Raw genomic sequence first — 24,919 nt, forward strand, 5'->3', positions numbered from 1 at the left:
CCGTCCCCCCGAACGCCACCGCGGTCAGCGCCCCCGCCGCGCCCCCAGCGGCCCCCGGGCAACCACCGGGACCGGCCCCCGGGCCTGACGGGCCCCGCGTCCCCAGGCCGCCCCACACCTCCACCCCTCCCCGCGAACTTCTCGCAGACCCTCCTCCGCGGGCCTCTTCTCCCGTACGGCTGGACCGCCCAGGGCGGCCGCCCCCTTCGCGGTCAGCAACCCACTGTCCCCCTGCCGCCCCACCCCCGCAGGGGCGCCGCCTCACCCCCTCCGGGAGCGCCGCCTCGCCGTCCTGCGGGCGGCTGGGCCGCCCCTCGCTCCTGCGGGCATCCCCGCCGCCGTCCCGTCCTGCGGGCGGCTGGGCCGCCCAGGGGGCGGCACGGGCGGGCGCAGGGCGGCGCCTTACGCGGCGAGCGGTCCGCCCCACCACGCGCAAGCGTGCGGTGCCGTACGCACGGGACCGCACAGCGGCGTGCACAAGCCGGCCCGGGCGGACAGCACCCGTTCATCCCCCGACCCGCCCCCTTCCCAGGAGGGCTCAACTTCCGCGGAGCGAACCGCCGCGTGCGCACGTGAGGCCTGCGCCCACCCTCCCCCAAGCTCTCGACTTCGCTCGAGCAGGGGAGACCCCCATCGCCCCAACGGCACGATTGCCCGCAGACGGAGCCGGACGGTGCTGGGGGACCGCCGCCCCTGCGGCACGACTGCCCGCAGACGGAGCCGGACGGTGCCGGGACCGCCCGTCGCCCCAGCGGTACCGCTGCCCGTGGACGGAACGGCTCGGCCCTCGCGCCGCACGGCGGCAGGACTGCCCGCGGGCGGAGGGGCGTGATGTGCGCGCCGCACGGCTGCACGGCGTGGCCCCGCGGGGCCGGCGGAGGGCGCGGCACGCGCGAAGGGGCCGTCCCGTGGAGACGGGACGGCCCCTTCGGGGTCGGGGAGGGTCAGCGGATGTCGCCCATGAGGCGCTTGACCTTGCCGCGGTTGAGGAAGATGCCGATGCCGACGACCGCCGCCAGCGCCGCCTCCAGCGCCACGAACCCGGTCCGGTTCAGGTCGACCCCCGCCTCGGCGACGAGGCCCGTCACCGCGTCACCCGCGGTGACGGCGAGGAACCACACGCCCATCATCTGCGAGGCGTACTTCGCCGGCGCCATCTTCGTGGTGACCGACAGGCCCACCGGCGAGAGCAGCAGCTCACCCACGGTCTGGCAGAAGTAGATCAGCACCAGCCACCACGGCGAGACCTTGCCGTCGCCCGAGGCCACCAGCGGCAGCAGGAAGACGAAGAAGGAGATGCCGACCAGGACCAGACCGCCGGCGAACTTGACGATCGTGCTGGGCTCCTTGTCCTTGCGGGCAAGGGCGAGCCAGATGGTCGCGAAGACCGGGGCCAGCGCCATGATCAGGACCGGGTTGACCGACTGGAACCACGAGACCGGGAACTCCCAGCCGAGGACCTCGGTGTTCACGTGCTCGTCGGCGAAGATCGACAGGGTCGAGCCGCCCTGGTCGTAGATCATCCAGAAGACGGCCGCGGCGGCGAAGAACCAGATGTAGCCGGAGACCTTCGACTGCTCGGCGTCCGTGAGCTCCTTGTCGCGCTTGATGCGGACCAGCACGGAGACCGGGATCAGCAGGCCGAGCAGGAGCAGCGGAACCGTGGCCCACTTCAGCGTGAAGTGACCGGTGCCGCCGACGACGCCGTAGAAGACGACCGCGACGATCAGCCAGTACATGGCCTTGCGCAGCGTCGAGGCGCGCTCGGCCGCGGACAGCGGCTTCGGGACGACGCTGGACTCGGCGGCCAGGTGCTTGGTGCCGACCAGGAACTGGACCAGGCCCAGGCCCATGCCGACCGCGGCGAGCACGAAGCCCAGGTGCCAGTCGACGGTCTGGCCGACGGTGCCGATCACCAGCGGGGCGGCGAAGGCACCCATGTTGATGCCCATGTAGAAGACTGTGAACCCGCCGTCACGGCGCGGGTCGTCCGGGCCGTCGTACAGGTGGCCCACCATGGTGGAGATGTTGGCCTTGAGCAGGCCGGAGCCGACCGCCACGAAGAGCAGGCCGACGTAGAAGACGGCGTCCATCGGGACCGCCAGGAGCAGGTGGCCCGCCATGATGATGCCGGCCGCGACGGCGGTCGTCTTGCGGGGGCCCCAGACGCGGTCGCCGAACCATCCGCCGGGCAGTGCCAGCAGGTACACCGTGGCGACGTACACGGAGTAGATGGCGACCGCCGTGCCGGCGTCGAGGTTGAGGCCCTCGTCGGCGATCAGGTACAGCGGGAGCAGCGCGCGCATGCCGTAGTAGGAGAAGCGCTCCCACATCTCGGTCATGAAGAGGGTGGCCAGGCCGCGGGGGTGGCCGAAGAAAGTCTTCTCGCTCCCGTGCGACGGGGGCGAGGACTTCGTCAGGCTGGACGCCATGGTCGTTCCTTGCTGGTCGGGACGCGCCGGGGGATGGGGGCGCGCCCGGTGGGGGGAGGCCGGCACCGGTGTCGTCCGCCTGGATCCCGCCGTGGGGGAGGGTCGCTCCGTGGGTGGGGAGCGGGAGGGCGACACCGGGATCCACGCCCCGTGCGTTCCCGACGCACGGGACCCGGCCACAGGTCTGTTCCTGAGGGGCCGGCGGTGGGCCGGCCCGCGCACAAGGGTGACATTCCGCGCGAAGGCGTGGAGGTCACCCCGTGAGGTCAGAGCCATTAGACAGCAGGAACACGTGTCAATGGGCATATAGAGGGCATTTGAGGTGATGATCACACCTCTGCCGTCCTGCCCTGTCCCATGATATCGGTGGCTGTTACAACTTCTCGCGCGGGCCGGCGGCCGCGCGGGACGGGACGGTGGCGGGACCGGGCGCCGGGCCGGGATTCCGCCGTGACGGCGGGCTCCGGGTCCCGTCGCGGCGGGACTACCATCACCCCATGACCCGTGTACTGCTCGCCGAGGACGACTCGTCCATCTCTGAGCCGCTGGCCCGCGCGCTGCGCCGGGAGGGCTACGAGGTCGAGGTGCGCGAGGACGGCCCCGCCGCCCTCGACGCCGGGGTGCGGGGCGGGGTGGACCTGGTCGTGCTCGACCTGGGACTGCCCGGCATGGACGGGCTGGAGGTCGCCCGCCGGCTCCGCGCCGAGGGGCTCAGCGTGCCCATCCTCATCCTGACCGCGCGCGCCGACGAGGTCGACACCGTGGTGGGTCTCGACGCGGGCGCCGACGACTACGTCACCAAGCCGTTCCGCCTCGCCGAGCTGCTCGCCCGGGTCCGGGCCCTGCTGCGGCGCGGCGCCGCGGAGCCCCAGCAGCCGCCGGCCATCCACGGCGTGCGGATCGACGTGGAGTCCCACCGCGCCTGGATGGGTGAGGAGGAGCTCCAGCTCACCGCCAAGGAGTTCGACCTGCTGCGCGTCCTGGTCCGGGACGCCGGGCGGGTCGTCACCCGGGACCAGCTGATGCGCGAGGTCTGGGACACCACCTGGTGGTCGTCGACCAAGACCCTCGACATGCACATCTCCTGGCTCCGCAAGAAGCTCGGCGACGACGCGGCCAATCCCCGCTACATCGCCACCGTGCGCGGCGTGGGCTTCCGCTTCGAGAAGAGCTGACACCCTTCACCCATGCGCCGCCGCCTGATCCAGTCCACGCTCCTGGTGGTCCTCGTGGTGATCGCCGTCTTCGGCTTCTCCCTGGTCCTGGTGGAGACCCGCACCATCAGCGCCAGCGCCCAGGAGCGGGTGGAGTCGGAGGCGGTGCGCCTGGCGAGCATCGTCGACGCCCGCGTCCTGGGGGAGGAGCACGTCAGCGCCGGCATCCTGGAGAACCAGGTGGAGCCGGGGCGCTACGCGGTGATCACCTTCCCCGGCCGGAAGCCCATCGAGGTCGGCGACCGCCCGGGCGGCGACGTCATCCACGCCACCACCCGCGGCGAGGGCGGCGAGACGGTCCGCGTCGAGGAGCCCCGCTCCCGGGTGACCCGCGAGGTCGGGCGCACGCTGCTGATCATCGCCGGGGTGGCGCTGCTCGCGGTGGTCGCCGCGATCCTGCTGGCGGTCCGCCAGGCCAACCGGCTCGCCTCGCCGCTCACCGACCTCGCCGAGACCGCCGAACGCCTCGGCTCCGGCGACCCCAGGCCCCGGCACAAGCGGTACGGCGTGCCCGAGCTGGACCGGGTCGCCGACGTGCTGGACCGCTCGGCCGAACGCATCGGCCGGATGCTCACCGCCGAGCGCCGGCTGGCCGCGGACGCCTCCCACCAGCTGCGCACCCCGCTCACCGCGCTCTCCATGCGGCTGGAGGAGATCACCCTCACCGACGACCTGAAGACCGCCCGGGAGGAGGCCGCCATCGCCCTCACCCAGGTCGAGCGGCTCACCGACGTGGTGCAGCGGCTGCTCACCAACGCGCGCGACCCGCGCACCGGGTCCGCCGTCTCGTTCGACATCGACGAGGTCATCCACCAGCAGATCGCCGAGTGGCGGCCCGCCTACCGCAGCGCCGGCCGGGCCATCGTCTCCTCCGGCAAGCGGCACCTGGAGGCGATGGGCACGCCCGGCGCGGTGGCGCAGGTGCTGGCGGCGCTGATCGAGAACTCGCTGATGCACGGCGGCGGCACGGTGGCGCTGCGCACCCGCGTGGTGGGCAACCAGGCGGTCGTCGAGGTGACGGACGAGGGGCCGGGCATCCCGGCCGACCTGGGGGCCCGGATCTTCGAGCGGACGATCAGCGGGCACAACTCCACCGGCATCGGCCTCGCCGTCGCCCGGGACCTCGCGGAGGCGGACGGGGGGCGGCTGGAGATGCTCCAGGCACAGCCGCCGGTGTTCGGTCTCTTCCTCAGCCGGCCCCTGCCGGAACGCCCTCCGCGCAAGCCCTCGGGGCCGACGGTCCGCTGACGTGCGGCGGCGCGGGCCCGGGTGCCGCTACGGCCGGCCGACGCGTTCGGAGGCGCGTCCCTGCGGGCCCACCCGTGACGGGCGCGGGCGCTGGTCGGGCAGGGCGCGGAAGACCCAGGTGCGGTAGGACCAGAACCGGAACAGCGTGGCCACCCCGACGCCCACGAACTTGAACACGTTGTTCTGCAGGGGGGTGTCCCAGCCCATCCAGTAGGTGGCCACGAACAGCACGCCGTTCTCGATGACCAGCCCGATGCCGCTGAAGACCAGGAACAGGGTCATCTCCCGCGTCCGGTGACCGCGGTCGCGGTCCCGGTAGGTGAAGTAGCGGAAGCCCACGTAGTTGAGGACTATGGCCAGCGCGGTGGCGGCGACCCCGGCCCGGCCGGGCCGGACCCCCGTGTGGAGCAGCAGGTTGAACGCGGCGAAGTTGACCACCAGCCCCGCCCCGCCGACCGCCCCGAACTTGACCACCTCACGCCACAGGGCGCGCACCCGGCGGCGGAAGCCGCCCGGCGTGGCGGTGCGAAGAAGCCCACTGCCCATCGCTGCCCAGCCCCGTTCATGTGATCGACGTCGACTCAGTCATGCTAACCACGCCCTTTCCGCCGTCGCGCGCGCAACGACACGGGGGTGCGCGATTCGGTCCCTGGTGGTACACGGCTGGCCGGTTTCCGCCCCCGGCACGGGAAGAAGGGCCGGTACGCGCGCCGGATACCCTTGACGCGTGACGTTCCCGGTAGTCGGCATGATCGGCGGCGGCCAGCTCGCTCGTATGACGCACGAGGCTGGCATCCCGCTCGGCATCCGTTTCAAGCTGCTCAGTGACACTCCGCAGGACTCCGCGGCCCAGGTCGTGAACGAGGTCGTCATCGGCGACCACCGCGACCTGGAGACCCTCCGCGCCTTCGCCCGCGGCTGCGATGTCATCACCTTCGACCACGAGCACGTGCCCACCGAGCACCTGCGGGCCCTGGAGGCCGACGGCATCCCCGTGCGCCCCGGCCCGGACGCGCTGGTGCACGCCCAGGACAAGGGCGTGATGCGGGCGAAGCTCACCGAGATCGGTGTGGCCTGCCCGCGGCACCGCCTCGTCGCCGGACCGGCGGACGTGGCGGCGTTCGCCGAGGAGGGCGACGGCTTCCCGGTCGTCCTGAAGACCGTCCGCGGCGGCTACGACGGCAAGGGCGTCTGGGTGATCAAGGGCGCGGACGACCCGGCCGTCGCCGAGCCCTTCAAGGCAGGCGTCGACGTGCTGGCCGAGGAGAAGGTGGACTTCGTCCGCGAGCTCGCCGCCAACGTGGTGCGCTCCCCGCACGGCCAGGCGGTCGCCTACCCGGTGGTGGAGTCCCGCCAGGTCGCCGGGGTCTGCGACACCGTGATCGCTCCGGCCCCGGACCTCGGCCACGACCTGGCCCTCCAGGCCGAGCGGATGGCGCTCACCATCGCCAAGGAGCTCGGCGTGGTCGGCCACCTCGCCGTCGAGCTGTTCCAGACCCGCGACGGCCGCATCCTCGTCAACGAGCTGGCCATGCGCCCGCACAACTCGGGCCACTGGTCCATGGACGGCGCGGTCACCTCGCAGTTCGCCAACCACGTGCGGGCCGTCCTGGACCTCCCGCTCGGCGACCCGCGCCCCCGCCAGCCGTGGACCGTGATGGTCAACGTCCTCGGCGGCGACTACCCGGACATGTACCCGGCGTACCTGCACTGCATGGCGCGGGACCCCCAGCTCAAGATCCACATGTACGGCAAGGACGTGAAGCCCGGCCGCAAGGTGGGTCACGTCAACACCTACGGCGACGACCTGGACGACGTCCTGGAGCGCGCCACGCACGCGGCCCACTACCTGAGGGGAACCATCACCGAATGAGCAGCGAAGCGCCGCTGGTCGGCATCGTCATGGGGTCGGACTCCGACTGGCCCGTGATGGAGGCCGCCGCCCAGGCCCTCGACGAGTTCGAGATCCCCTACGAGGTGGACGTCGTCTCCGCCCACCGGATGCCCCGCGAGATGGTCGCCTACGGCGAGCGGGCCGCGGAGCGCGGGCTCAGGGCGATCGTCGCGGGCGCCGGCGGCGCCGCCCATCTTCCGGGCATGCTCGCCTCCGTGACGCCGCTGCCGGTCATCGGCGTGCCGGTGCCGCTGAAGTACCTGGACGGCATGGACTCGCTGCTCTCCATCGTCCAGATGCCGGCCGGCGTGCCGGTCGCCACGGTCTCCGTCGGCGGCGCCCGCAACGCCGGTCTGCTGGCCGCCCGGATCCTCGCCGCGCACGACCCGGCGCTGCTGGAGCGGATGCGCGAGTTCCAGCAGGAACTGAACGACCAGGCCACCGAGAAGGGCCGCCGGCTGCGCGCCAAGGCCATGGGCGGCGGCGCGGGGAGCGGCCGGTGAGCGGCCCGGGGGACTCCCTGGCGCGGGCCCGGGAACTGCTGCGGGAGTTCCCGGTCGTCGACGGCCACAACGACCTCCCCTGGGCGCTGCGCGAGCAGGTCGGCTACGACCTCGACGCCCGCGACATCGCGGCCGACCAGAGCGCCGTGCTGCACACCGACCTCGCCCGGCTCCGCGAGGGCTGCGTGGGCGCCCAGTACTGGTCGGTGTACGTGCCCCACGAGCAGCCGTACCCGCTCGCCGCGACGCTGGAGCAGATCGACTGCGTGCGGCAGCTCCTCGACCGGTACCCGGGTGACCTGCGCGCCGCGTACACCGCGGACGACCTCGAGGCGGCCCGGGCCGAGGGCCGCATCGCCTCGCTGACGGGCGCCGAGGGCGGCCACTCCATCGAGAACTCGCTGGGCGCGCTGCGCATGCTGTACGCGCTGGGCGTGCGCTACATGACCCTCACCCACAACAGCAACGTCGACTGGGCGGACTCCGCCACCGACGAGCCGCTGCACGGCGGGCTCACCGCCTTCGGGCGCGCGGTGGTGCGGGAGATGAACCGGGAGGGCATGCTGGTCGACCTCTCCCACGTGGCCGACACCACCATGCGGGACGCGCTGGACGCCTCCGCGGCGCCGGTGGTCTTCTCCCACTCGTCCGCCCGTGCGGTCTGCGACCACCCGCGCAACATCCCGGACGACGTGCTGGAGCGGCTGCCCGCCAACGGCGGCGTCGCGATGGCCACGTTCGTGCCCAAGTTCGTCCTCCAGGCCGCGGTGGACTGGACGGTCGAGGCCGACGAGAACCTGCGGGCGCACGGCTTCCACCACCTGGACACCACCCCGGAGGCGATGAGGGTCCACCGTGCCTTCGAGGAGTCCCGCCCCCGCCCGCGGGCCACGGTGTCCACGGTCGCCGACCACCTCGACCACATGCGTGAGGCCGCGGGCGTCGACCACATCGGCATCGGCGGCGACTACGACGGCACGGCCTTCACCCCGGACGGCCTGGACGACGTCGCCGGCTACCCCCGCCTGGTGGCCGAGCTCCTCGACCGCCGCTGGTCCCGCGAGGACCTCGCCAAGCTCACGTGGCGCAACGCGGTCCGCGTCCTGCGCGACGCGGAGGCGGTCTCGCGCGACCTGAGGTCCACGACCTCCCCGTCCCGCGCGACGATCACGGCGCTGGACGCGTGACCCCCTCCGCGGGCGGGGCGCCCGGCGCCCCGCCCGCGGAACACGCCCGCGCGCCGGGCCGGTGAGCCCTCACGCGGGCCGCCGGGGGCGCCGGGGCTGCCCCAGGGGCCCGGGGCTGCTAGGGGCGCGGGGCGCCGGGGGCCGCCGGGGAAAACCCCGCAGCCCCCGCGCCGGCGTCACGCGACCGGGCGGCCCATGCCCCGGTAGAGCCATCCCGCGGCCCGCCACGGCTCCGGGTCGAGCGCGTTGCGTCCGTCCAGCAGCACCCGCCGCGCCACGACCGCGCCCAGCTTCTCCGGGTCCAGCTCCCGGAACTCCCGCCACTCGGTGAGGTGGAGCACTATCTCCGCCCCCCGCACCGCGTCCTCCGCGGACTCCGCGTAGCCCAGCGTCGGGAAGACCCGCCGGGCGTTCTCCATGCCCTTGGGGTCGTACACCGTGACCTGGCCGCCCTGCAGGTGGATCTGCCCCGCGACGTTCAGCGCGGGCGAGTCACGGACGTCGTCCGAGTCCGGCTTGAACGTCGCCCCCAGCACCGCGACCCGCTTGCCGAGGAACGGCCCGCCGCCCAGCGCCTCCCTGGCCAGCTCGACCATCCGGCCGCGCTGGCGCATGTTGATGGAGTCGATCTCCCGCAGGAAGGTCAGCGCCTGGTCCGCGCCCAGCTCGCCGGCGCGCGCCATGAACGCCCGGATGTCCTTCGGCAGGCAGCCGCCGCCGAAGCCGATGCCGGCCCGCAGGAACTTCTTCCCGATCCGGTCGTCGTGGCCGATCGCCTCGGCCAGCTTGGCGACGTCACCGCCGGCCGCCTCGCACACCTCCGCCATCGCGTTGATGAACGAGATCTTGGTGGCCAGGAAGGAGTTCGCGGAGGTCTTCACCAGCTCGGCGGTGGGGAAGTCGGTCACCACGAACGGCGTGCCCTCGGACAGCGGGGTCGCGTACACCTCGCGGAGCAGCTTCTCGGCCCGCCCGCCGCGCACGCCGACCACGATCCGGTCCGGGTGCAGGGTGTCCTGGACGGCGAAGCCCTCGCGCAGGAACTCCGGGTTCCAGGCCAGCTCCACGTCCTCGCCGCCGGGCGCGTGCTCGGCCAGGTAGGCCGCCAGCCGGTCCGCCGTGCCCACCGGCACCGTCGACTTGCCGACGACCAGCGCCGGACCGGTCAGGTGCGGGGCCAGCGAGGCGACCGCGGAGTTCACGTAGCTCATGTCGGCGGCGTACTCGCCGTGCCGCTGCGGGGTGTTCACGCAGACGAAGTGGACGTCGCCGAAGGCGCCGGCCTCCGCGAAGTCCATGGTGAAGCGCAGCCGCCCGGACGAGCCCTCGATGCCGGCGACGTGCCGGCGCAGCAGCTCCTCGAGACCGGGCTCGTACATCGGGACCTCGCCCCGCTGCAGCATCTCGATCTTCTCGGGGACGACGTCCAGGCCCAGCACCTCGAAACCCAGCTCGGCCATGGCCGCGGCGTGCGTGGCGCCGAGATAGCCGGTGCCGATCACGGTGATCTTGAGGGCCATGGGTGCTCCTGAAGGGTGACGTCCTTGCTGTCCGCGTGCTGGCTGCGCGCCGACCGAGCATAACCGGGGGGTGGACGTCCGCCGTTACGGGAAGACCCGGCCGACGGGATCGCCGTTGTCGCCAACCTCACGGTGCCCCGGCGGAGGAGACGCCCTAGGATTCGGCTACTAAACGGTAGTTAACTCATGTCGTCCCCTCTTCTCCCTTGGAGCGTGAGAGACCTTGGCCGGATCGGCTGACTTCGACCTGTACCGCCCGTCCGAGGAGCACGACATGCTCCGCGACACGGTCCGTGCCCTCGCCGAGGCGAAGATCGCCCCGCACGCCGCGGCGGTCGACGAGGAGGCCCGCTTCCCCCGGGAGGCGCACGACGCCCTGGTCGCCAACGACCTGCACGCCGTGCACGTCCCGGAGTCGTACGGCGGCGCGGGCGCCGACGCGCTCGCCACGGTGATCGTGATCGAGGAGGTGGCGCGCGTCTGCGCCTCGTCCTCCCTGATCCCCGCGGTCAACAAGCTGGGCTCGCTGCCGGTGATCCTCTCCGGCTCCGAGGAGCTGAAGAAGAAGTACATGGGGCCGCTCGCCAAGGGCGAGGGCATGTTCTCCTACTGCCTCTCCGAGCCCGAGGCCGGCTCGGACGCGGCGGGCATGAAGACCCGCGCGGTCCGCGACGGCGACTTCTGGGTGCTCAACGGCGTCAAGCGCTGGATCACCAACGCCGGCGAGTCCGAGTTCTACACGGTGATGGCGGTCACCGACCCCACCAAGCGCTCCAAGGGCATCTCCGCCTTCGTGGTGGAGAAGTCCGACGAGGGCGTCTCCTTCGGCGCCCCGGAGAAGAAGCTCGGCATCAAGGGCTCCCCGACCCGCGAGGTCTACTTCGACAACGTCCGCATCCCCGCCGACCGCATGATCGGTGAGGAGGGCACCGGCTTCGCCACCGCGATGAAGACGCTGGACCACACCCGCATCACCATCGCCGCCCAGGCCCTCGGCATCGCCCAGGGCGCGCTGGACTACGCCAAGGGCTACGTCCAGGAGCGCAAGCAGTTCGGCAAGCCGATCGGCGACTTCCAGGGCGTGCAGTTCATGCTCGCCGACATGGCCATGAAGATCGAGGCCGCCCGCCAGCTGACCTACGCGGCCGCCGCGAAGTCCGAGCGCAACGACCCGGACCTCACCTTCCAGGGCGCCGCGGCCAAGTGCTTCGCCTCGGACGTCGCCATGGAGGTCACCACCGACGCCGTCCAGCTGCTCGGCGGCTACGGCTACACCCGCGACTACCCGGTCGAGCGCATGATGCGCGACGCCAAGATCACGCAGATCTACGAGGGCACCAACCAGGTCCAGCGCATCGTCATGGCGCGCAACCTGCCGTAACCGCCGCCGCGGACGGCCTGGCCGCCGCACGCCAGGACGGGAGAAGGGCGCCCGGGCCGCACGGCCCGGGCGCCCTTCGGCGTCCCGCCGGGGCGACCTCAGTTGCCCTTGACCGTGACCCTCTCGTCGTTGTTCAGCTGCTCCACCAGCTTCTCGACCTTGGCCTTGTCCCAGACCAGGTTGCCGCCGCTGGTGCCGGCTATGGGCATGTTCATCGACGTGCCCTCGCCGCCGGTGACGCCCTTCATCGCCCAGAACATCGACGCCAGGTCGAACAGCCCGGTGTCCTCGCTGACGATCAGGGTGTCCAGGCCGGCGCCGAGCGTCGGGTAGAGGCGGAACGGGTTGAGGACCGTGCCCGGCGTGGCCGCCTGGTTGGCGAGGGCGGAGAGGAACTTCTGCTGGTTCTTCGTCCGGTCCAGGTCGCTGCCCGCGAAGGCGTACCGGGTGCGGACGAACGCCAGCGCCTCCTCGCCGTTCAGCGTCTGCTTGCCGGCCTCGAAGTCCGCGCCGGACTTCTCGTCCTTGAACGCCTTGGGGATGTCCATCTCCACGCCGCCGACCGCGTCCACGATGTTGGCGAAGCCGGCGAAGCCGATCTCCACGTAGTGGTCGATGCGCAGTCCGGTGTTGTGCTCCACGGTGCGCACCAGCAGCTCCGGGCCGTCCTCGGCGTAGGCCGCGTTCAGCTTCACGCGGCGGCCGGTGCCCTCGTAGAACTTGCCGGAGTCCGAGCCCTTGAAGCTGGGTATCTCCACGTCCGAGTCGCGGGGCAGCGAGATCAGCGTCGGACCGTTGCTCCCGGTGTGCAGGATCATCATCGAGTCCGTGCGCTTGCCCTCGGCGGAGCCGGTGTGCAGGCGCTTCTTGTCCTCGTCGGACATGCCCTCGCGGCTGTCGGAGCCGACGATCAGGTAGTTGGTGCCGTCGCCCTCCTCCGGCCGGTCGACGACTATCGAGAGGTCGACCTCCTCGCGCAGCTTGGAGTCGGCCCAGAAGTAGGTGCCGACCGTCACCACGAGCAGGGCCACGGCCACGGTGACCGCGGTGCGCTTGACGCGGCGGCCCCGGTACGGCGCCTGGCGGTAACCGCCGTCGTCGTGGCCGCCGCCCCCGCGGCCGCCCTGCGGGGCGCCGTACACCTGGCCGGTGTTGTAGTCGCTGTCGTAGCCGGGGCCGGGGCCGTACGGCGGCGCGCTCGGCTGCCGGGGCACGCTGCCGCCGTACTGCGGCGCCTGGCCCGGGGTCGGGCCGGACGGCTCGCGGCGGACCTGGCGCATCACGCGGGCGGACTCCGGTTCGCCTGCGCTGCCGCGCCCGTACCGGTCGCCGCGGCTGTTCTCGGACCATCCCTGGGGCCAGTCATTCATGACGGACAGTGTGCACGCTCGGACGGCACCCCCAGAAGGCCTGTGGAAAACCCGGGGCCCGCCTGTTGCGAACCCGACACAAGAACCGGGGCAAATCAGGCGGGGGAATGGTTCCGGCATAAGGTGGAGGGCATGACAGAACAGGCCCTGACCTCCGATTCCGGCATAGCCGCCGGGAAGGCCGCGTCGGCTTCCCGCCTCACGCTGAGCCACATCATGACCCACCACGACACCAACCTCCTGGGCACGGTGCACGGCGGCGTGATCATGAAACTGGTGGACGACGCGGCGGGCGCGGTCGCGGGGCGGCACTCGGAAGGGCCTGCGGTCACCGCGTCCATGGACGAGATGGCCTTCCTCCAGCCGGTCCGGGTCGGGGACGTGGTGCACGTCCGCGCCCAGGTGAACTGGACGGGGCGCACCTCGATGGAGATCGGCGTGAAGGTGCTCACCGAGCGGTGGAACGAGTCGGTGCCGCTGAGCCACGTCGGCTCCGCCTACCTGGTGTTCGCCGCGGTCGACGAGGGCGGCAGGCCGCGGCCGGTGCCGCCGGTGATCCCGGAGACGGAGCAGGACCGGCGGCGGTACCAGGAGGCGCAGATCCGCCGCAGTCACCGCCTCGCGCGGCGGCGCGCGATCCTCGAACTCCGCGAGGAGCGCACCGCCGCCGGCCTGGCCGACTGACCCCACCACGCCGCCCGCCCTCCCCGCGGCGCCTCCCGCGCCCCTGCGGGCGGCCGCCACCGGCGGGTGGCCCGCCACCTGCGGGCGGCCGCCCACCCGTCCCGCGGGCGGGAACGCCGTCCGGCGCCGCCCCGGGACGCCTCCGCCCGGGGCACGCCCCCGCCCCCGGAACCCCCGGCCGCAGAGCCGCCGGACCGGGAACCCCCGGCCCGGGAGCCGCCGGACCGGACGGACCGCGGGGCGGCGGCGGGCTGCGGGGGACGGGAGCCGTTCGGGACCGCGGACCCCGGCACCGGCCCCGGGGCGCGCGGCGGCCGACGGCGCCGGGGGCCTTGTCGTTCGGGCGGTCGGGGCGGTGTGGCGGGCATGGAGTACACCTCCGCGAGGGCCTGGGGAGGGCCTGGGGGCCCCGCAAACGGGCCATATGCATCCGTTCCGTGAGCACGGTAGGCCGATACGATCTGCTGCCCGGTCCCCCGGCAGGACGGCGCGCGACCGTATCCCCCGATCGCGGTAACGTGAGGGCTGATGAACGCCAATTCCGCCGCGCCGCTTCCCGCCGTGTCCGTGATCATGCCGGTCCTCAACGAGGAGCGGCACCTTCGCGAGGCAGTCCGTGCGATCCTCGCCCAGGAGTACGCGGGCGAGATGGAGGTCGTGATCGCCCTCGGTCCGTCCACGGACCGCACGGACGAGATCGCCGCCGAACTCGTCCGCGAGGACCCCCGGGTGCACACGGTCCCCAACCCGACCGGCCGCACCCCCGCCGCGCTGAACGCGGCGATCAGGGCCTCGCGCCACCCGGTCGTGGTCCGCGTCGACGGCCACGGGATGCTCTCGCCGAACTACATCGCCACCGCCGTCCGCCTCCTCGAGGAGACCGGCGCGCAGAACGTCGGCGGCATCATGCACGCCGAGGGCGAGAACGACTGGGAGCACGCGGTCGCCGCCGCCATGACCTCGAAGATCGGCGTGGGCAACGCCGCCTTCCACACCGGCGGCCGGGCCGCCCCGGCCGAGACGGTCTACCTGGGCGTCTTCCGCCGCGAGGCGCTGGAGCAGCAGGGCGGCTACAACGAGGAGTTCATCCGCGCCCAGGACTGGGAGCTCAACTTCCGCATCCGCGAGGCGGGCGGCCTGATCTGGTTCTCCCCCGAGCTGCGGGTCTCCTACCGGCCGCGGCCCAGCGTCAAGGCGCTGGCCAAGCAGTACAAGGACTACGGCCGCTGGCGGCACGTCGTCGCCCGCTACCACCAGGGCTCCATCAACCTGCGCTACCTCGCCCCGCCGGCCGCCGTGTGCGCCATCGCCGCCGGCCTGGTCGCGGGCGTCGCCCTCACCCCGTGGGCGCTGGTGGTGCCCGGCGGCTACCTGGCGGCGATCGTCGCGGGCTCGGTGCCGGCCGGCAGGGGCCTCCCGCTCAAGGCGCGGCTCCGGATCCCGGTCGCGCTGGCCACCATGCACATGTCCTGGGGCTTCGGCTTCCTCACCAGCCCCAGGTCCCTGGCCCGCAAGGTGATCGCCTCCCGCCGCCCGGCGGTGCTCACCCCGGCGAACGACTGACCTGCCCGAGGACGCGCGAGGAAGGGCCCCGGCCGATCCGGCCGGGGCCCTTCCTCGCGCGCCTGCGCGCCCGCCGCCGCTACCAGGTGTAGATGTCCTCGGCGACCTTCATGCAGTTCTTCTCCTCGCCGTTCTGCGCGTCCGCGCTCTCCGGGAGGTCGCCCTCCTCCAGGACGTTCTCCTCCGGGTAGGAGTCGCCCTCGCGCCAGTCGGCGCCCACCGTCAGCGTCACACCGTTGACGTCGGCCGACTTCTTCACCGAACTGGCGGGAATGCCCAGCGACTCCGCGACCCGCAGGGCGTCGCCCCTGAGGTCGGCGCTCGGGTACTGCACCACCGTGCGCTTGACGGGTTTCGTCGCCGCGCCGTCCTTCGAGGCGAGCGCGAAGCCCTGGCCGGCCAGCACCTGCTGGATCGTTCCGGCGCGTTCCGGCACGGCCCCCAGCGTCCCGGTCGCCGTGCCGTTGCGGACCTGGACGGCGATCTGCCCGTCGGGCGCGGCCTCGTCCTTGGGCCCGGAGTCCTTCGCCCCCTTCGTGCCGTTGCGGTCGAAGGGCACGTCGTCCTGCAGCATCGCCCAGAGCTTGTCGGCGTCGCCGGCCCGGGGGATCAGGCGGTTCGGGTCCTGCGGATACGGGTCGTTGGGCATGGTGGCCGTGGTGATGCGGTTGACGGGGATCTCCTTCATCTCCATCGCCAGGCCGGCCAGCTTCGCGACGCTGCCGATCTCCTCGGAGACCTTCAGGGCGTTGGTGGCCGCCTCCGCCAGGTCCATCAGCTCGCCGCTGTCCGTGAAGACGTTCTGCTCCTGCAGCTCCCGCATCATCGAGTTGATGTACATCTGCTGGGCCTTGGCGCGCATCTGGTCGCTGCCCCAGGCGTGCCGGGTCCGCAGCCACTGCAGCGCCTTCTCGCCCTTGATGGCGTGGGTGCCCGCCTCGAGCTTCAGCCCCGAGCCGCCCCGCTGCGCCGCGGTCGACCGGTCCCAGACGTTGTCCTCGACGCAGACGTCGACGCCGCCGATCGCGTCGGCCATCTCGACCACGCCGATGAAGTCGATGACGATCCAGTGGTCGATGTAGACCCCGGTGAGGTTCTCCCAGGTCGACAGGGTGCAGCCGGGGCCGCCCCGCTGGAGCGTGGAGTTGATCATGCCGTAGGTCGCCGGGTAGGTCTTGCCCTCCTCGGCGTCGCGGCACTCGGGGATCTGCACCATGGTGTCGCGGGGGATGCTCACCATCGAGGCGCTCTTCCGGTCCGCCGAGAGGTGGAGCAGCATCTGGACGTCGGCCCGGGGCTTCTGCCCGACGTTCTCCTTGCTGCCGCCCAGCTTGAGGTTCCGCGGATCGTTGCGGTCGTCGGACCCCAGGACCAGGATGTTCAGCGGGGTCTGGCCCGCCGCGTTCGGCTTGGGCTTCTTGGCGTTCGACCTGCCGCCCGCGCGGGCGTCGGTGTCGATGTTGCCGTTGAGGTGCTGGTAGTACAGGTAACCGGCCGCACCGGTGCCGGCTATCAGGAACGCCAGGGCCAGCGCCGTCCAGCGCAGTACGCGCCGTCTTCGCCCGCCGCGGCCGCGGCGGCGGCCGTTGCCGCGTCCGCCGCCGTGCCGGCCGCCGTCGCGGGGCTCCGTGGGCGAGTCGTCCTCGTCCCGCCCGTCCGGTCCGTCCCCGGAGCGTCCCGCCTCGTACAGGCTGTCGTCCCACCCCAGGCCGGCCGCGCCCCCCGCGGAATCGCGTCGCCGGTCCTCACCGCGCACACGCGTCTGCGCCATGTGTGCCTCCCCACCTGTCTCCGCCTACGGGACCGCCCCGCGCATCCCGTCTGTGAGATGCGCGAGGCGGCCGAATCGTTGTGCGGTACGCGCTGCTACTTCACGCAATTCCGTGTCCGGCGCGCGCCGTGCCTGCCGCGCCACGCCTGCCGCGCCTGCCGGGCCGCGCCCGCCGGCGCGGCGCGGCTACTTGGCGCACTGGGTCTTGTCCGCCGTGGATTTGTCGACGTCCGGCGCCTTGGCCGGCGCGGTCAGCGGCACTCCCGCCCCCTTGAAGTCCTCGCCGAGGGTCAGGGTCATGGTCGGCATCCCCTGGGCGTTGTCGACGCTCTCGCCCTCCTCGAGCGCCGAACCCGGCAGCCCCATCATGGCGGCCAGCGCGCGGGCCTGGTCGGCCTGGTCGGGGGCGTACTCGAGGGTGGTCTTCTTCTGCGTCGCGTCGGCGTTGCCGCCGTTCTCCGACTTGTCGACGCCCTGTGAGGTCTGCAGCCAGGTCAGGGTCGTCTGGGCGGCACCGCTCTTGGCGCTGCCGTTGAGCACCCGCACCCGCACCTCGGAGGCCGGCGCCTTGCTGCCCTTGAGCCGGGCGGCCTCGGCGTCCTTCTGCTCCTTCTTCTTCCGCTTCACCTCGGTGAAGGAGACGTCCTCCTGGATCATCTGGAAGACCTGCGGGGCCTTCGCCGGGTCGGGGACGACCGTGACCGGCGTCGGCTCCGCCGGGTTGTCGACGACCGGGACCGTCATGAAGGACATGTTCTTCGGCTCGACCTTGTTGATCTCCAGTGCTATGTCCTTCAGCACGGAGACCTTGCCGATCGCCGCGTCGACCTCGAGCGCCTTGGTGGCGGCCTGGGCGAGGTCGTTGAGCTTGGTCGGGCTGGTGAGGGTGTCGCTGGAGGACATCTTGCGCATCATCGAGCCCAGGAACGCCTGCTGGGCCTTGATGCGGTCCAGGTCGCCGGAGTTGCCGAAGCTGTAGCGGGTGCGCAGGAAGCCGAGGGCCTGCTCGCCCTCGACGGTCGACTCGCCGGCCGGCAGCTTCAGGTGCGACTTCGGGTCGTCGATCGGCTTCTCGACGCAGACCTCGACGCCGCCGATCGCCGTGGTCAGCGTCTTCACCGCGTTGAAGTCGGCCACCATGAAGTGGTCGACCTGGATGCCGGTGACCTCCTTGACGGTGAGCGCCGTGCAGCTCGCGTCACGACCGCTCTGGCCCAGGCTCTCGTTGAAGCGGGTGTTCGGCGTGCCCGGGACGACCTTGGTGGAACCGTCCTGCGCGGTGGTCTCGCAGTCCGGGATGTCGATCACCATGTCCCGGGGGATGCTCATCACCGTGGCGTTGCTGCGGTCCTCGGCCACGTGCAGCAGCAGGGTGGTGTCGGCGTGGCCGGGGCTGTTCCTGTCGCCGTAGCCCCCGTTGCCGGCGCCGGTCCGCTTGTCGGTGCCGATGACGAGGAGGTTGAAGGCCTCGTCCTTGGCGAATCCGTCCGAGCACGCGCCGTTGCCGCACGCGGTCTTCTGGATGTTGTCCTCGAGGTCCTGGATGTACCAGTAGCCGAAGCCCGCGGTCGCGACGATCACGAAGGCCAGCGTGCCGCCGGACCAGACGAGGACCTTCTTGCCCTTGCTCTTCTTCTTGGGGCGGCCGCGGCGGCGGCCGGGCTCGGGGTCCTCCGGCTCGGCGCGCCGTCTGCGCGGCTGCGGCACGTCGCGGCCCGGACGCGGGCGGGCGGGCGCCTCACTGCTGTAGCCCTTCTCGTGGGCCGTGCGCTCACGCGGCGCGCCCCCCTCGCGGGGGGCCGGACGGCGCGGGCCCGGAACCGGCGGTGACTGCGGAGCGGAACTGTTCAGTTGCAGTTCGTACTCGCCGGTCTGCGGGTTGAGCACCCACTGGTCGGCGGGGTCCATGTTGTCCGCCCGTCCACGGCCATGCGCGTCCACGGTTGTTGAATCCTCCGTCGGGGCCACGGCGCCTTCCCCCAGGCGCGGGGTCTCGTGATGGTGCCGGCCGCAGGACGGACCTCCTGATCGGGGCACCGGATCGCTCACACTATCCGCCCACAACGGCATGGAGCGACGACGGTGACACATTCCACTTCCCTACAAGCGGGCATTCCGCCGCATTCCTCTGCCTCTGCGCCACGCTTTGGCCATGGTTTTACCTGTTGGTAGCACGGGAGTTCGGCGGAGGCGGCCGCTCCGTTACGCGCAGGGCTCCTCGGCGGCCGTGGTGCCGCTGAACGAGGGGGAGGGCGCCGGTTCCGCGGGGGCGCCGCGCGCGCCGGTCCGGCCGGTGGCGGCCCGCTCCGTGACCGGGACCGGGCGGTCGTGGCGCAGCAGCTCGAAGAGCCGGTCGGCGGCGGGCTCGAGCAGCCGGTCCCGGTTGGGGTCGGCCGGGTACGCCTCGCGCGGGACGGTGGTGAAGACGATGCGCTCGGACGGGATGCCGCGCACCTCGCGCACGAACCCGTACAGGTCCCGCAGTCCCGCCAGGCCCGGGTCGGTGGTGAGCGCGGAGGTCGCCGCGTGCAGCACCGGGTAGAGCTTCAGCGGGTTGTGCAGGACGTGGTCGCTGCGGACCTTCTGCACCAGCGCGCCCAGGAACCGCTGCTGGCGTTCCATCCGCGCGGTGTCGCTGCCGTCGCCGAGGGACTTGCGGGCGCGGACCCAGCCGAGGGCCTGCTCGCCGTCGAGGGTGACCCGGCCGGCGGGCAGGTCCAGTTCCGCCGCCTCGTCGCGCACCGGCCCGGCCAGGCACAGGTCGACGCCGTCGACGGCGTCGACCATCTCCTTGAAGCCGTGGAAGTCGACCACCACGTGGTGGTCGATCCGCACCCCGGTCATCCTCTCGACGGTGCGGATGGTGCAGGCCGGGCCTCCGGTGGTGAAGGCGCTGTTGAACTGGGCGAGGCGGGCGGCGCCGGTGCCGCCGTCGCGTTCGCGGCAGGCGGGGACGCGCACCATCAGGTCGCGCGGCAGCGAGACCGCGACCGCGCCGCGCCGGCCGGCGGCCAGGTGCAGCAGGATCGTGGTGTCGGAGCGCTCCCCGCCCGAGTTCCGTCCGTAGCGCCCGTTGCCCTCGCCGGAACGGGTGTCGGAGCCGATCAGCAGCACGTTGAGCGCGTCCGGGACCAGCCGTCGCGGCCGCTCCGCGGCGTGCCGCGCCAGTTCGGCGGCGGTCGCCCTGTCGGAGGTGACGTTCTCGCTGAGCCGGCCGTAGACGGCCCAGCCGGCGAGCAGGCCGGCCACCAGCAGCACGGTGACGAGCGCGCCGAAGGCGACGACGGCGATCCGCAGCCTGCGGCGGCGGGGCGAGGTGGACGACGGCTCGGGCGGCACGTCGGTGCCATGCCCGCCAGGCGGCCCGCTCTCCCGCCCGTGCCGCCGGGTGGAGGACAACTTCGCCCTTCCGGGCCGCCCGCGGGCCTCGCCCGCCCCGGCTCAGCGGGCGGTGGCGGTGACCCGCTCGGAGTCCACCCGGGCGGCGAGGGAGTCCTCCGCCAGCCGGTCGAGGTGACGGCAGAGCACCACCGAGCCGCCGATCGCCAGCGGGGCGTACAGGCCGGCCGCGACGCCCTCCCAGGTGTCGTACGGCAGGCCGCTGAGGATCCGTGAGGCGGGCCCGGTCAGCCCGAGGCCGGGAGCCTCGGCGCGGGCCCGCTCCACCACCTCGGCGGCGCTGAACCCGCGGCCGGCGACGATCAGCGCCGGCTCCTCCGGGTCCACCGGCGCGTACGGGGCGAACCGGTCGCCCATGCCGGGCACTTCGAGGGCGTAGTCGCGGAAGCCCGCCGGGGGCTCGGGGAAGCGTCCGCCGAGCGGCCGCAGCGCCAGGGCGATCCGCTCCCCGGAACAGGCCCGCGCGGCCTCCAGGGTGTCCGGTCCGGCGACCACGAGGTCCGCGGCGGCCGCGTCGCCGCCCGTGTCCGCGACGACGCCCACGGAGTGACAGGCCATCAGCCAGACCGCCGCCTGCCAGTGCCCCGGCAGCAGCAGTGCCAGCCGGTCGCCCGGCTCGGCGGACAGCTCGTCCTGGAGGTAGTTGGCCGTCTTCGCCACCCAATTGGCGAAGGTGGCGACGGAGAGTTCGACGCGCTCACCGGTGGCGTCGTCGTAGAAGGTCACCAGGGGGCGCGCGGCGTCCGCGGCGAGCGCGGAACGCAGCAGGTCGGCGGGGGTGCGGTCGGTGGCGTTCACGGGCGCAAGGGTACGCGCCCGAAGGCGGCCGGGGGGCGGGGCGGCACTACCGGTTCGGGTGAACGACCCCCGACAGGCCGTCAGGAAAGCTATGGACATGTATGTCTGATTATGTCCAGGATTCGGGGTATGCGCGGACTCCTCTCTTCCCCCTTCGCCTCCTCACTCGCCTCCTCGCTGGGCATCACCTGCGCGGCCTCGCTGGTCGTGCCGCTCGCCGTGGCGGCGGCCGCCCCCGCCGCGGCCGCCCGGCCACCCGCCCACCGGCCCGCCGCGGAGACGGCGGAGGCCGGGGACGCGGGCTCCACCCAGTCGCTGCCCCTCGCCCCCCTCGACGGCCGCCGGGCCGCCACGGCCGCCCCCGGCCCGGCCGAACAGGGCCTCGTCCGCCGGGACGTCCGGCCGTTCTCCCTCGTCGGCGTCGTCTGGGACGACCCGGACGCCGAGTTCCACGGCCGGGTCCAGGTCCGCACCCGCGCCACCGCCACCGGGGGGTGGAGCGCCTGGCGGGACCTGGAGACCCACACCTCCGAGCACGGCGCCGACCCGGGCGCCGCCGAGGACGCCGCCCGCGGCGGCACCGCACCGCTGTGGGTGGGCGACTCCGACGGCGTCGAGGTCAGGGCCCGGCCCGAGGCCGACGGCCACGGTCACGGCGGCGCGGTCCCCGTCCTCCCGGCCGGGCTGCGGGCCGAACTGGTCGACCCCGGCGAGGGCCCGGCCTCCGGCTCCTCCGCCGCGCGTGCCGCCGCCCCGGCGGGGGCCGAGGTGCTGCCCGCGCTGAGCCGCGCGGAGACCGTCCGGGAGGCCGCCGCCCCGCGCGCCGCCGTCCCCGGCCTCCCGGACGTCCCCGGTCTCCCGGACACCCCCGACCCGTCCGCCACCCGGCAGGCGGACCCCGCGCCGGCCCCGGCCGCGGCGGACGGAGGGGCGGACATGCCCCGTGCCGCGCCCCACATCGGCCCGCGCCCGGCGATCGTCACCCGCAAGGGCTGGAAGGCGGACGAGGGCCTGCGGGAGAAGGGCTTCGTCTACACCAAGAAGGTCAAGGTGGCGTTCGTCCACCACACCGCGACCGGCAACGGGTACACCTGCAAGCAGGCCCCCTCGGTCATCCGCGGTATCTACCGCTACCACGTGGGCAGCATGGGGTGGCGGGACATCGGCTACAACTTCCTCGTCGACAAGTGCGGCAAGATCTACGAGGGCCGCGCCGGAGGGGTCGCCCGCCCCGTGATGGGCGCCCACACCCTGGGGTTCAACAGCGACAGCATGGGCATCGCCGTGATCGGCAGCTTCGGCACCACCAAGCCCTCCGCGAAGTCCGTCCGCGGCATCGCCCGCCTGACGGCGTGGAAGCTCGGCCTGCACGGCATGAACCCGCGCGCCAAGACCTACCTGAAGTCGGGCGGCGGCAACCGCTACCCGAAGGGCAGGAACGTACGGCTGAACACCATCTCCGGGCACCGGGACGGATTCGCCACGAGCTGTCCGGGCGGTCGCCTCTACGGCAAGCTCGGCACGGCCCGGACGACCTCGGCCCGCTACCAGGGACGATGACGCCGGGACGGCGGGAGGCCGGCCGGCCCTGACGCTCGCACAGCCTTCGAACGGTCTGCGTACACTGGCCGGCCGACACCAAGATCGGCCGGTCCCGGCAGGAAGCAGAGACGACAGGTGACAGAAGCGATCCTCCTGGTCGGCGGCAAGGGCACCCGGCTGCGCCCGGTGACGGTGAACACGCCCAAGCCGATGGTCCGGGCGGCCGGGGTCCCGTTCCTCCAGCACCAGCTGGCCCGGGCCGCCGCCGCGGGCGTGGAGCACGTGGTGCTCGCCACGTCCTACCTCGCCGAGGTGTTCGAGCCGTACTTCGGCGACGGCTCCTCGCTGGGCCTCCACCTGGAGTACGTCACCGAGCGGGAACCGCTGGGCACCGGCGGCGCCATCCGCAACGCGGCGACCCGGCTCCTGTCCGGCCCGGACGAGCCCGTCCTCGTCTTCAACGGCGACATCCTCACCGGCCTCGACATCCGCGCCCTGGTCCGCACCCACGGCGCCTGCGGCGCCGACGTCTCGCTCCACCTCACCCGGGTCGCCGACCCGCGCGCCTACGGCCTGGTCCCCACCGACCTCACGGGCCGGGTGACCGCGTTCCTGGAGAAGCCGCAGACGCCCGAGGAGATCGTCACCGACCAGATCAACGCCGGCTGCTACGTCTTCCGGCGCTCGGTCATCGACACCATCCCGGCCGGACGGCCGGTCTCCGTCGAGCGCGAGACCTTCCCCGGCCTGCTGGAGGCCGGCGCCCACCTCCAGGGCATGGTCGACTCCACCTACTGGCTGGACCTCGGCACCCCCGAGGCCTTCGTCAAGGGCTCCGCCGACCTGGTGCTCGGCCGCGCCCCGTCGCCTGCCGTGCCCGGCCGCTGCGGCGACCGGCTGGTCCTGCCCTCCGCGGTGGTGGCCGCGGACGCCAAGCTCACCGGGGGCACGGTGGTGGGCGAGGGCGCGACGGTCGCCGAGGGCGCGCGGATCAACGGCTCCACCATCCTGCCCGGCGCGGTCGTCCGGCCCGGCGCCGTCATCACCGACTCCCTGGTCGGCGCCCAGGCCCACATCGGCGAACGCACGGTCCTCACCGGCGCGGTCGTCGGCGACGGCGCGTTCGTCGGCCCCGACAACGAACTGCGCGCCGGCGTGCGGGTCTGGTGCGACGCGCGCATCCCGGCGGGGTCGGTCCGGTTCTCGTCGGACGTGGCCTGACGCCCCGCGGGGGCGGTCACGAGGGCGGCGTCCGGGCGGGACGGGGCGGCCTCACCACACGCTGATGTCCCCGCGCCGCATCCGCGGCGCCCTCCGCGCGGGGGTCCGGCCGCTCAGCAGCACCAGCCGGGCCGCCCGGTGCCGCTGGCCCGCCTCCGCGTACGGCTCCAGCAGCCGCAGCATCGCCGCGTCGTCCGCGTCCCGGTCGCCGGCCAGCGCGTGCCCCACGATCCCCGGCAGGTGCAGGTCCCCGGTGGTCACCGCGTCCGCCGCGCCGTGCGAGCGCTGCACCACCTCCGCCGAGGTCCACGGCCCGATCCCCGGCACCAGCTCGAGCCGCGCCCGCGCGGCCTCCGCCGGCATCGCCGCGGCCTCCTCCATCCGCTCGAAGACGCGCACCGCCCGCAGGACCGTCGCCGCGCGCTTGTCGTCGACACCGGCCCGGTGCCACTCCCAGGACGGCACCAGCGCCCACGCCCGCGGGTGCGGCATCACCCGCATGCCCTGCGGAGCGGGACCGGGCGCGGGCTCGCCGAACGCCTGGAGCAGCCGCCGCCAGCCCCGGAACGCCTCGTCCGCGGTGACCTTCTGCTCCAGCACCGAGGGGATCAACGACTCCAGCACCAGGCCGGTCCGGGTCAGCCTCAGGCCCGGCAGGCGCCGCGCGGTCAGCGCCAGCAGGCGGTGGTGCGGCACGAACGCGGAGGGGTCGTCCTCCATCCCCACCAGGCCCGGCAGCCGCTCCAGCAGCCACCGCGCGCCCGGCCCCCAGGCCTCGCCGCGCACCGTCCCCAGCGGGGCCCGCGCGTTCACGCGGACCGTTCCGGGGCCCAGCGGCGTCCGCGCGGCCCGCCACACCGCGCCGTCCGGCGTCATCCGGAACGACGGGTCGCCGGCCCCGCGCCGCAGCACCCCCAGCACCAGGGGAAGATCCACCGGCCCGTCCGGAACCAGCTCCCGGACCAGCCCGGGCCCGCCGCCCTGCCGGGGCACAGCCGCACCCCTGGGCACGCGCGGCGCGAAACGTCCTGCCATGCCCCCGAGAGTACGGGCCGGCTCCTCGGGGCCTGTTCCTCAGGGCCTGCCCCTCAGGGCCCGCCCGGGCGGACGGTGTCCGCGGGCCGCGGGGCCCGGCGCGCACGCCCGCGCCGCCGTCGCCGGCCGACGACGCCCCGCGCCGCCGCCTCCCCCC

At 73.4% G+C, this 24,919-nt stretch carries 19 protein-coding genes; 10 read left to right on the top strand and 9 right to left on the bottom strand.

The features are described 5' to 3' along the window. Positions 1 to 944: 944 nt before the first annotated feature. The gene (locus A2U95_RS12830; protein ID WP_166022250.1) at positions 945 to 2,432 is read right to left on the bottom strand and encodes a peptide MFS transporter; all 1,488 of its coding nucleotides are present in this window, start codon (positions 2,430 to 2,432) and stop codon (positions 945 to 947) included. A 497-nt stretch (positions 2,433 to 2,929) separates the two neighbouring features. On the opposite strand from A2U95_RS12830, the gene A2U95_RS12835 reads away from it, so the two are divergent. Together A2U95_RS12835 and A2U95_RS12840 are read left to right on the top strand one after the other, a co-directional pair. Beyond that, positions 2,930 to 3,607, top strand: a complete 678-nt coding sequence (locus tag A2U95_RS12835; protein ID WP_166022251.1) for a response regulator transcription factor — start codon at positions 2,930 to 2,932, stop codon at positions 3,605 to 3,607. Between the two features lie 12 nt (positions 3,608 to 3,619). After that, positions 3,620 to 4,894 (top strand): ATP-binding protein, encoded by a 1,275-nt coding sequence (locus tag A2U95_RS12840; protein WP_166022252.1) that lies wholly within the window; start codon positions 3,620 to 3,622, stop codon positions 4,892 to 4,894. 27 nt (positions 4,895 to 4,921) lie between these two features. Here A2U95_RS12840 and A2U95_RS12845 read toward each other — a convergent pair whose 3' ends face one another. Continuing rightward, complete coding sequence (locus A2U95_RS12845; protein WP_166022253.1) at positions 4,922 to 5,440, bottom strand: GtrA family protein; 519 nt, start codon at positions 5,438 to 5,440, stop codon at positions 4,922 to 4,924. A gap of 181 nt (positions 5,441 to 5,621) precedes the next feature. Between A2U95_RS12845 and A2U95_RS12850 the strand changes: the two genes are divergently transcribed. Genes A2U95_RS12850 through A2U95_RS12860 form a run of 3 tightly spaced genes read left to right on the top strand, consistent with a single transcriptional unit; the run spans position 5,622 to position 8,478 of the window. Continuing rightward, positions 5,622 to 6,767, top strand: a complete 1,146-nt coding sequence (locus A2U95_RS12850) for a 5-(carboxyamino)imidazole ribonucleotide synthase (RefSeq protein ID WP_166022254.1) — start codon at positions 5,622 to 5,624, stop codon at positions 6,765 to 6,767. Next, on the top strand, positions 6,764 to 7,291 hold the full coding sequence (gene purE, locus A2U95_RS12855) for a 5-(carboxyamino)imidazole ribonucleotide mutase (RefSeq protein WP_166022255.1): 528 nt from the start codon (positions 6,764 to 6,766) through the stop codon (positions 7,289 to 7,291). The genes A2U95_RS12850 and purE overlap by 4 nt, the downstream gene beginning before the upstream one ends. Beyond that, positions 7,288 to 8,478: a dipeptidase gene (locus A2U95_RS12860; protein ID WP_206282873.1), complete on the top strand. Its 1,191-nt coding sequence runs from the start codon at positions 7,288 to 7,290 to the stop codon at positions 8,476 to 8,478. Before purE ends, A2U95_RS12860 begins: the two co-directional genes overlap by 4 nt. Before the next feature lie 176 nt (positions 8,479 to 8,654). Here A2U95_RS12860 and A2U95_RS12865 read toward each other — a convergent pair whose 3' ends face one another. Then, on the bottom strand, positions 8,655 to 9,998 hold the full coding sequence (locus A2U95_RS12865) for a UDP-glucose dehydrogenase family protein (protein ID WP_166022256.1): 1,344 nt from the start codon (positions 9,996 to 9,998) through the stop codon (positions 8,655 to 8,657). A 223-nt stretch (positions 9,999 to 10,221) separates the two neighbouring features. Here A2U95_RS12865 and A2U95_RS12870 point away from each other — a divergent pair, with 223 nt between their 5' ends. After that, a complete protein-coding gene (locus A2U95_RS12870; RefSeq protein ID WP_166022257.1) occupies positions 10,222 to 11,379 on the top strand; it encodes an acyl-CoA dehydrogenase in 1,158 nt (385 codons plus the stop codon). 98 nt (positions 11,380 to 11,477) lie between these two features. On the opposite strand, the gene A2U95_RS12875 is transcribed toward A2U95_RS12870, so the two are convergent. Then, entirely contained in the window at positions 11,478 to 12,749 is a 1,272-nt protein-coding gene (locus A2U95_RS12875) for an LCP family protein (protein ID WP_166022258.1), read from the bottom strand. Positions 12,750 to 12,881: 132 nt separating this feature from the next. Here A2U95_RS12875 and A2U95_RS12880 point away from each other — a divergent pair, with 132 nt between their 5' ends. Then, a complete protein-coding gene (locus tag A2U95_RS12880; RefSeq protein WP_166022259.1) occupies positions 12,882 to 13,433 on the top strand; it encodes an acyl-CoA thioesterase in 552 nt (183 codons plus the stop codon). A gap of 528 nt (positions 13,434 to 13,961) precedes the next feature. Then, complete coding sequence (locus A2U95_RS12885; protein WP_166022260.1) at positions 13,962 to 14,996, top strand: glycosyltransferase family 2 protein; 1,035 nt, start codon at positions 13,962 to 13,964, stop codon at positions 14,994 to 14,996. Between the two features lie 79 nt (positions 14,997 to 15,075). On the opposite strand, the gene A2U95_RS12890 is transcribed toward A2U95_RS12885, so the two are convergent. The 4 genes from A2U95_RS12890 to A2U95_RS12905 all read right to left on the bottom strand — a co-directional run bounded on the left by A2U95_RS12890 (position 15,076) and on the right by A2U95_RS12905 (position 20,964). Then, positions 15,076 to 16,767, bottom strand: coding sequence for an LCP family protein (locus A2U95_RS12890; protein WP_166022261.1), 1,692 nt, complete (start codon positions 16,765 to 16,767; stop codon positions 15,076 to 15,078). A gap of 186 nt (positions 16,768 to 16,953) precedes the next feature. Then, the gene (locus tag A2U95_RS12895) at positions 16,954 to 18,708 is read right to left on the bottom strand and encodes an LCP family protein (protein ID WP_166022262.1); all 1,755 of its coding nucleotides are present in this window, start codon (positions 18,706 to 18,708) and stop codon (positions 16,954 to 16,956) included. Positions 18,709 to 18,969: 261 nt separating this feature from the next. Further along, positions 18,970 to 20,106: an LCP family protein gene (locus tag A2U95_RS12900; RefSeq protein WP_166022263.1), complete on the bottom strand. Its 1,137-nt coding sequence runs from the start codon at positions 20,104 to 20,106 to the stop codon at positions 18,970 to 18,972. Positions 20,107 to 20,208: 102 nt separating this feature from the next. Continuing rightward, positions 20,209 to 20,964 (bottom strand): TIGR03089 family protein, encoded by a 756-nt coding sequence (locus tag A2U95_RS12905; RefSeq protein WP_166022264.1) that lies wholly within the window; start codon positions 20,962 to 20,964, stop codon positions 20,209 to 20,211. 129 nt (positions 20,965 to 21,093) lie between these two features. On the opposite strand from A2U95_RS12905, the gene A2U95_RS12910 reads away from it, so the two are divergent. Both A2U95_RS12910 and manB read left to right on the top strand, forming a co-directional pair. Further along, on the top strand, positions 21,094 to 22,524 hold the full coding sequence (locus A2U95_RS12910; RefSeq protein WP_240957299.1) for a peptidoglycan recognition protein family protein: 1,431 nt from the start codon (positions 21,094 to 21,096) through the stop codon (positions 22,522 to 22,524). 117 nt (positions 22,525 to 22,641) lie between these two features. Continuing rightward, positions 22,642 to 23,727, top strand: coding sequence for a mannose-1-phosphate guanylyltransferase (manB, locus tag A2U95_RS12915; RefSeq protein WP_166022266.1), 1,086 nt, complete (start codon positions 22,642 to 22,644; stop codon positions 23,725 to 23,727). Positions 23,728 to 23,778: 51 nt separating this feature from the next. Here manB and A2U95_RS12920 read toward each other — a convergent pair whose 3' ends face one another. Beyond that, a complete protein-coding gene (locus tag A2U95_RS12920) occupies positions 23,779 to 24,762 on the bottom strand; it encodes a DNA-3-methyladenine glycosylase family protein (RefSeq protein ID WP_166022267.1) in 984 nt (327 codons plus the stop codon). Positions 24,763 to 24,919: the final 157 nt, after the last annotated feature.

Origin of the sequence: Streptomyces chilikensis, assembly GCF_001642695.1 — a bacterium.
Lineage (GTDB): Bacteria > Actinomycetota > Actinomycetes > Streptomycetales > Streptomycetaceae > Streptomyces > Streptomyces chilikensis.

Coding starts and splice junctions, on each gene's coding strand:
- A2U95_RS12830 (WP_166022250.1), bottom strand. CDS start 2,432: ATGGCGTCCAGCCTGACGAAGTCCTCGCCCCCGTCGCACGGGAGCGAG.
- A2U95_RS12835 (WP_166022251.1), top strand. CDS start 2,930: ATGACCCGTGTACTGCTCGCCGAGGACGACTCGTCCATCTCTGAGCCG.
- A2U95_RS12840 (WP_166022252.1), top strand. CDS start 3,620: ATGCGCCGCCGCCTGATCCAGTCCACGCTCCTGGTGGTCCTCGTGGTG.
- A2U95_RS12845 (WP_166022253.1), bottom strand. CDS start 5,440: ATGGGCAGTGGGCTTCTTCGCACCGCCACGCCGGGCGGCTTCCGCCGC.
- purE (WP_166022255.1), top strand. CDS start 6,764: ATGAGCAGCGAAGCGCCGCTGGTCGGCATCGTCATGGGGTCGGACTCC.
- A2U95_RS12865 (WP_166022256.1), bottom strand. CDS start 9,998: ATGGCCCTCAAGATCACCGTGATCGGCACCGGCTATCTCGGCGCCACG.
- A2U95_RS12875 (WP_166022258.1), bottom strand. CDS start 12,749: ATGAATGACTGGCCCCAGGGATGGTCCGAGAACAGCCGCGGCGACCGG.
- A2U95_RS12880 (WP_166022259.1), top strand. CDS start 12,882: ATGACAGAACAGGCCCTGACCTCCGATTCCGGCATAGCCGCCGGGAAG.
- A2U95_RS12885 (WP_166022260.1), top strand. CDS start 13,962: ATGAACGCCAATTCCGCCGCGCCGCTTCCCGCCGTGTCCGTGATCATG.
- A2U95_RS12890 (WP_166022261.1), bottom strand. CDS start 16,767: ATGGCGCAGACGCGTGTGCGCGGTGAGGACCGGCGACGCGATTCCGCG.
- A2U95_RS12910 (WP_240957299.1), top strand. CDS start 21,094: ATGCGCGGACTCCTCTCTTCCCCCTTCGCCTCCTCACTCGCCTCCTCG.
- A2U95_RS12920 (WP_166022267.1), bottom strand. CDS start 24,762: ATGGCAGGACGTTTCGCGCCGCGCGTGCCCAGGGGTGCGGCTGTGCCC.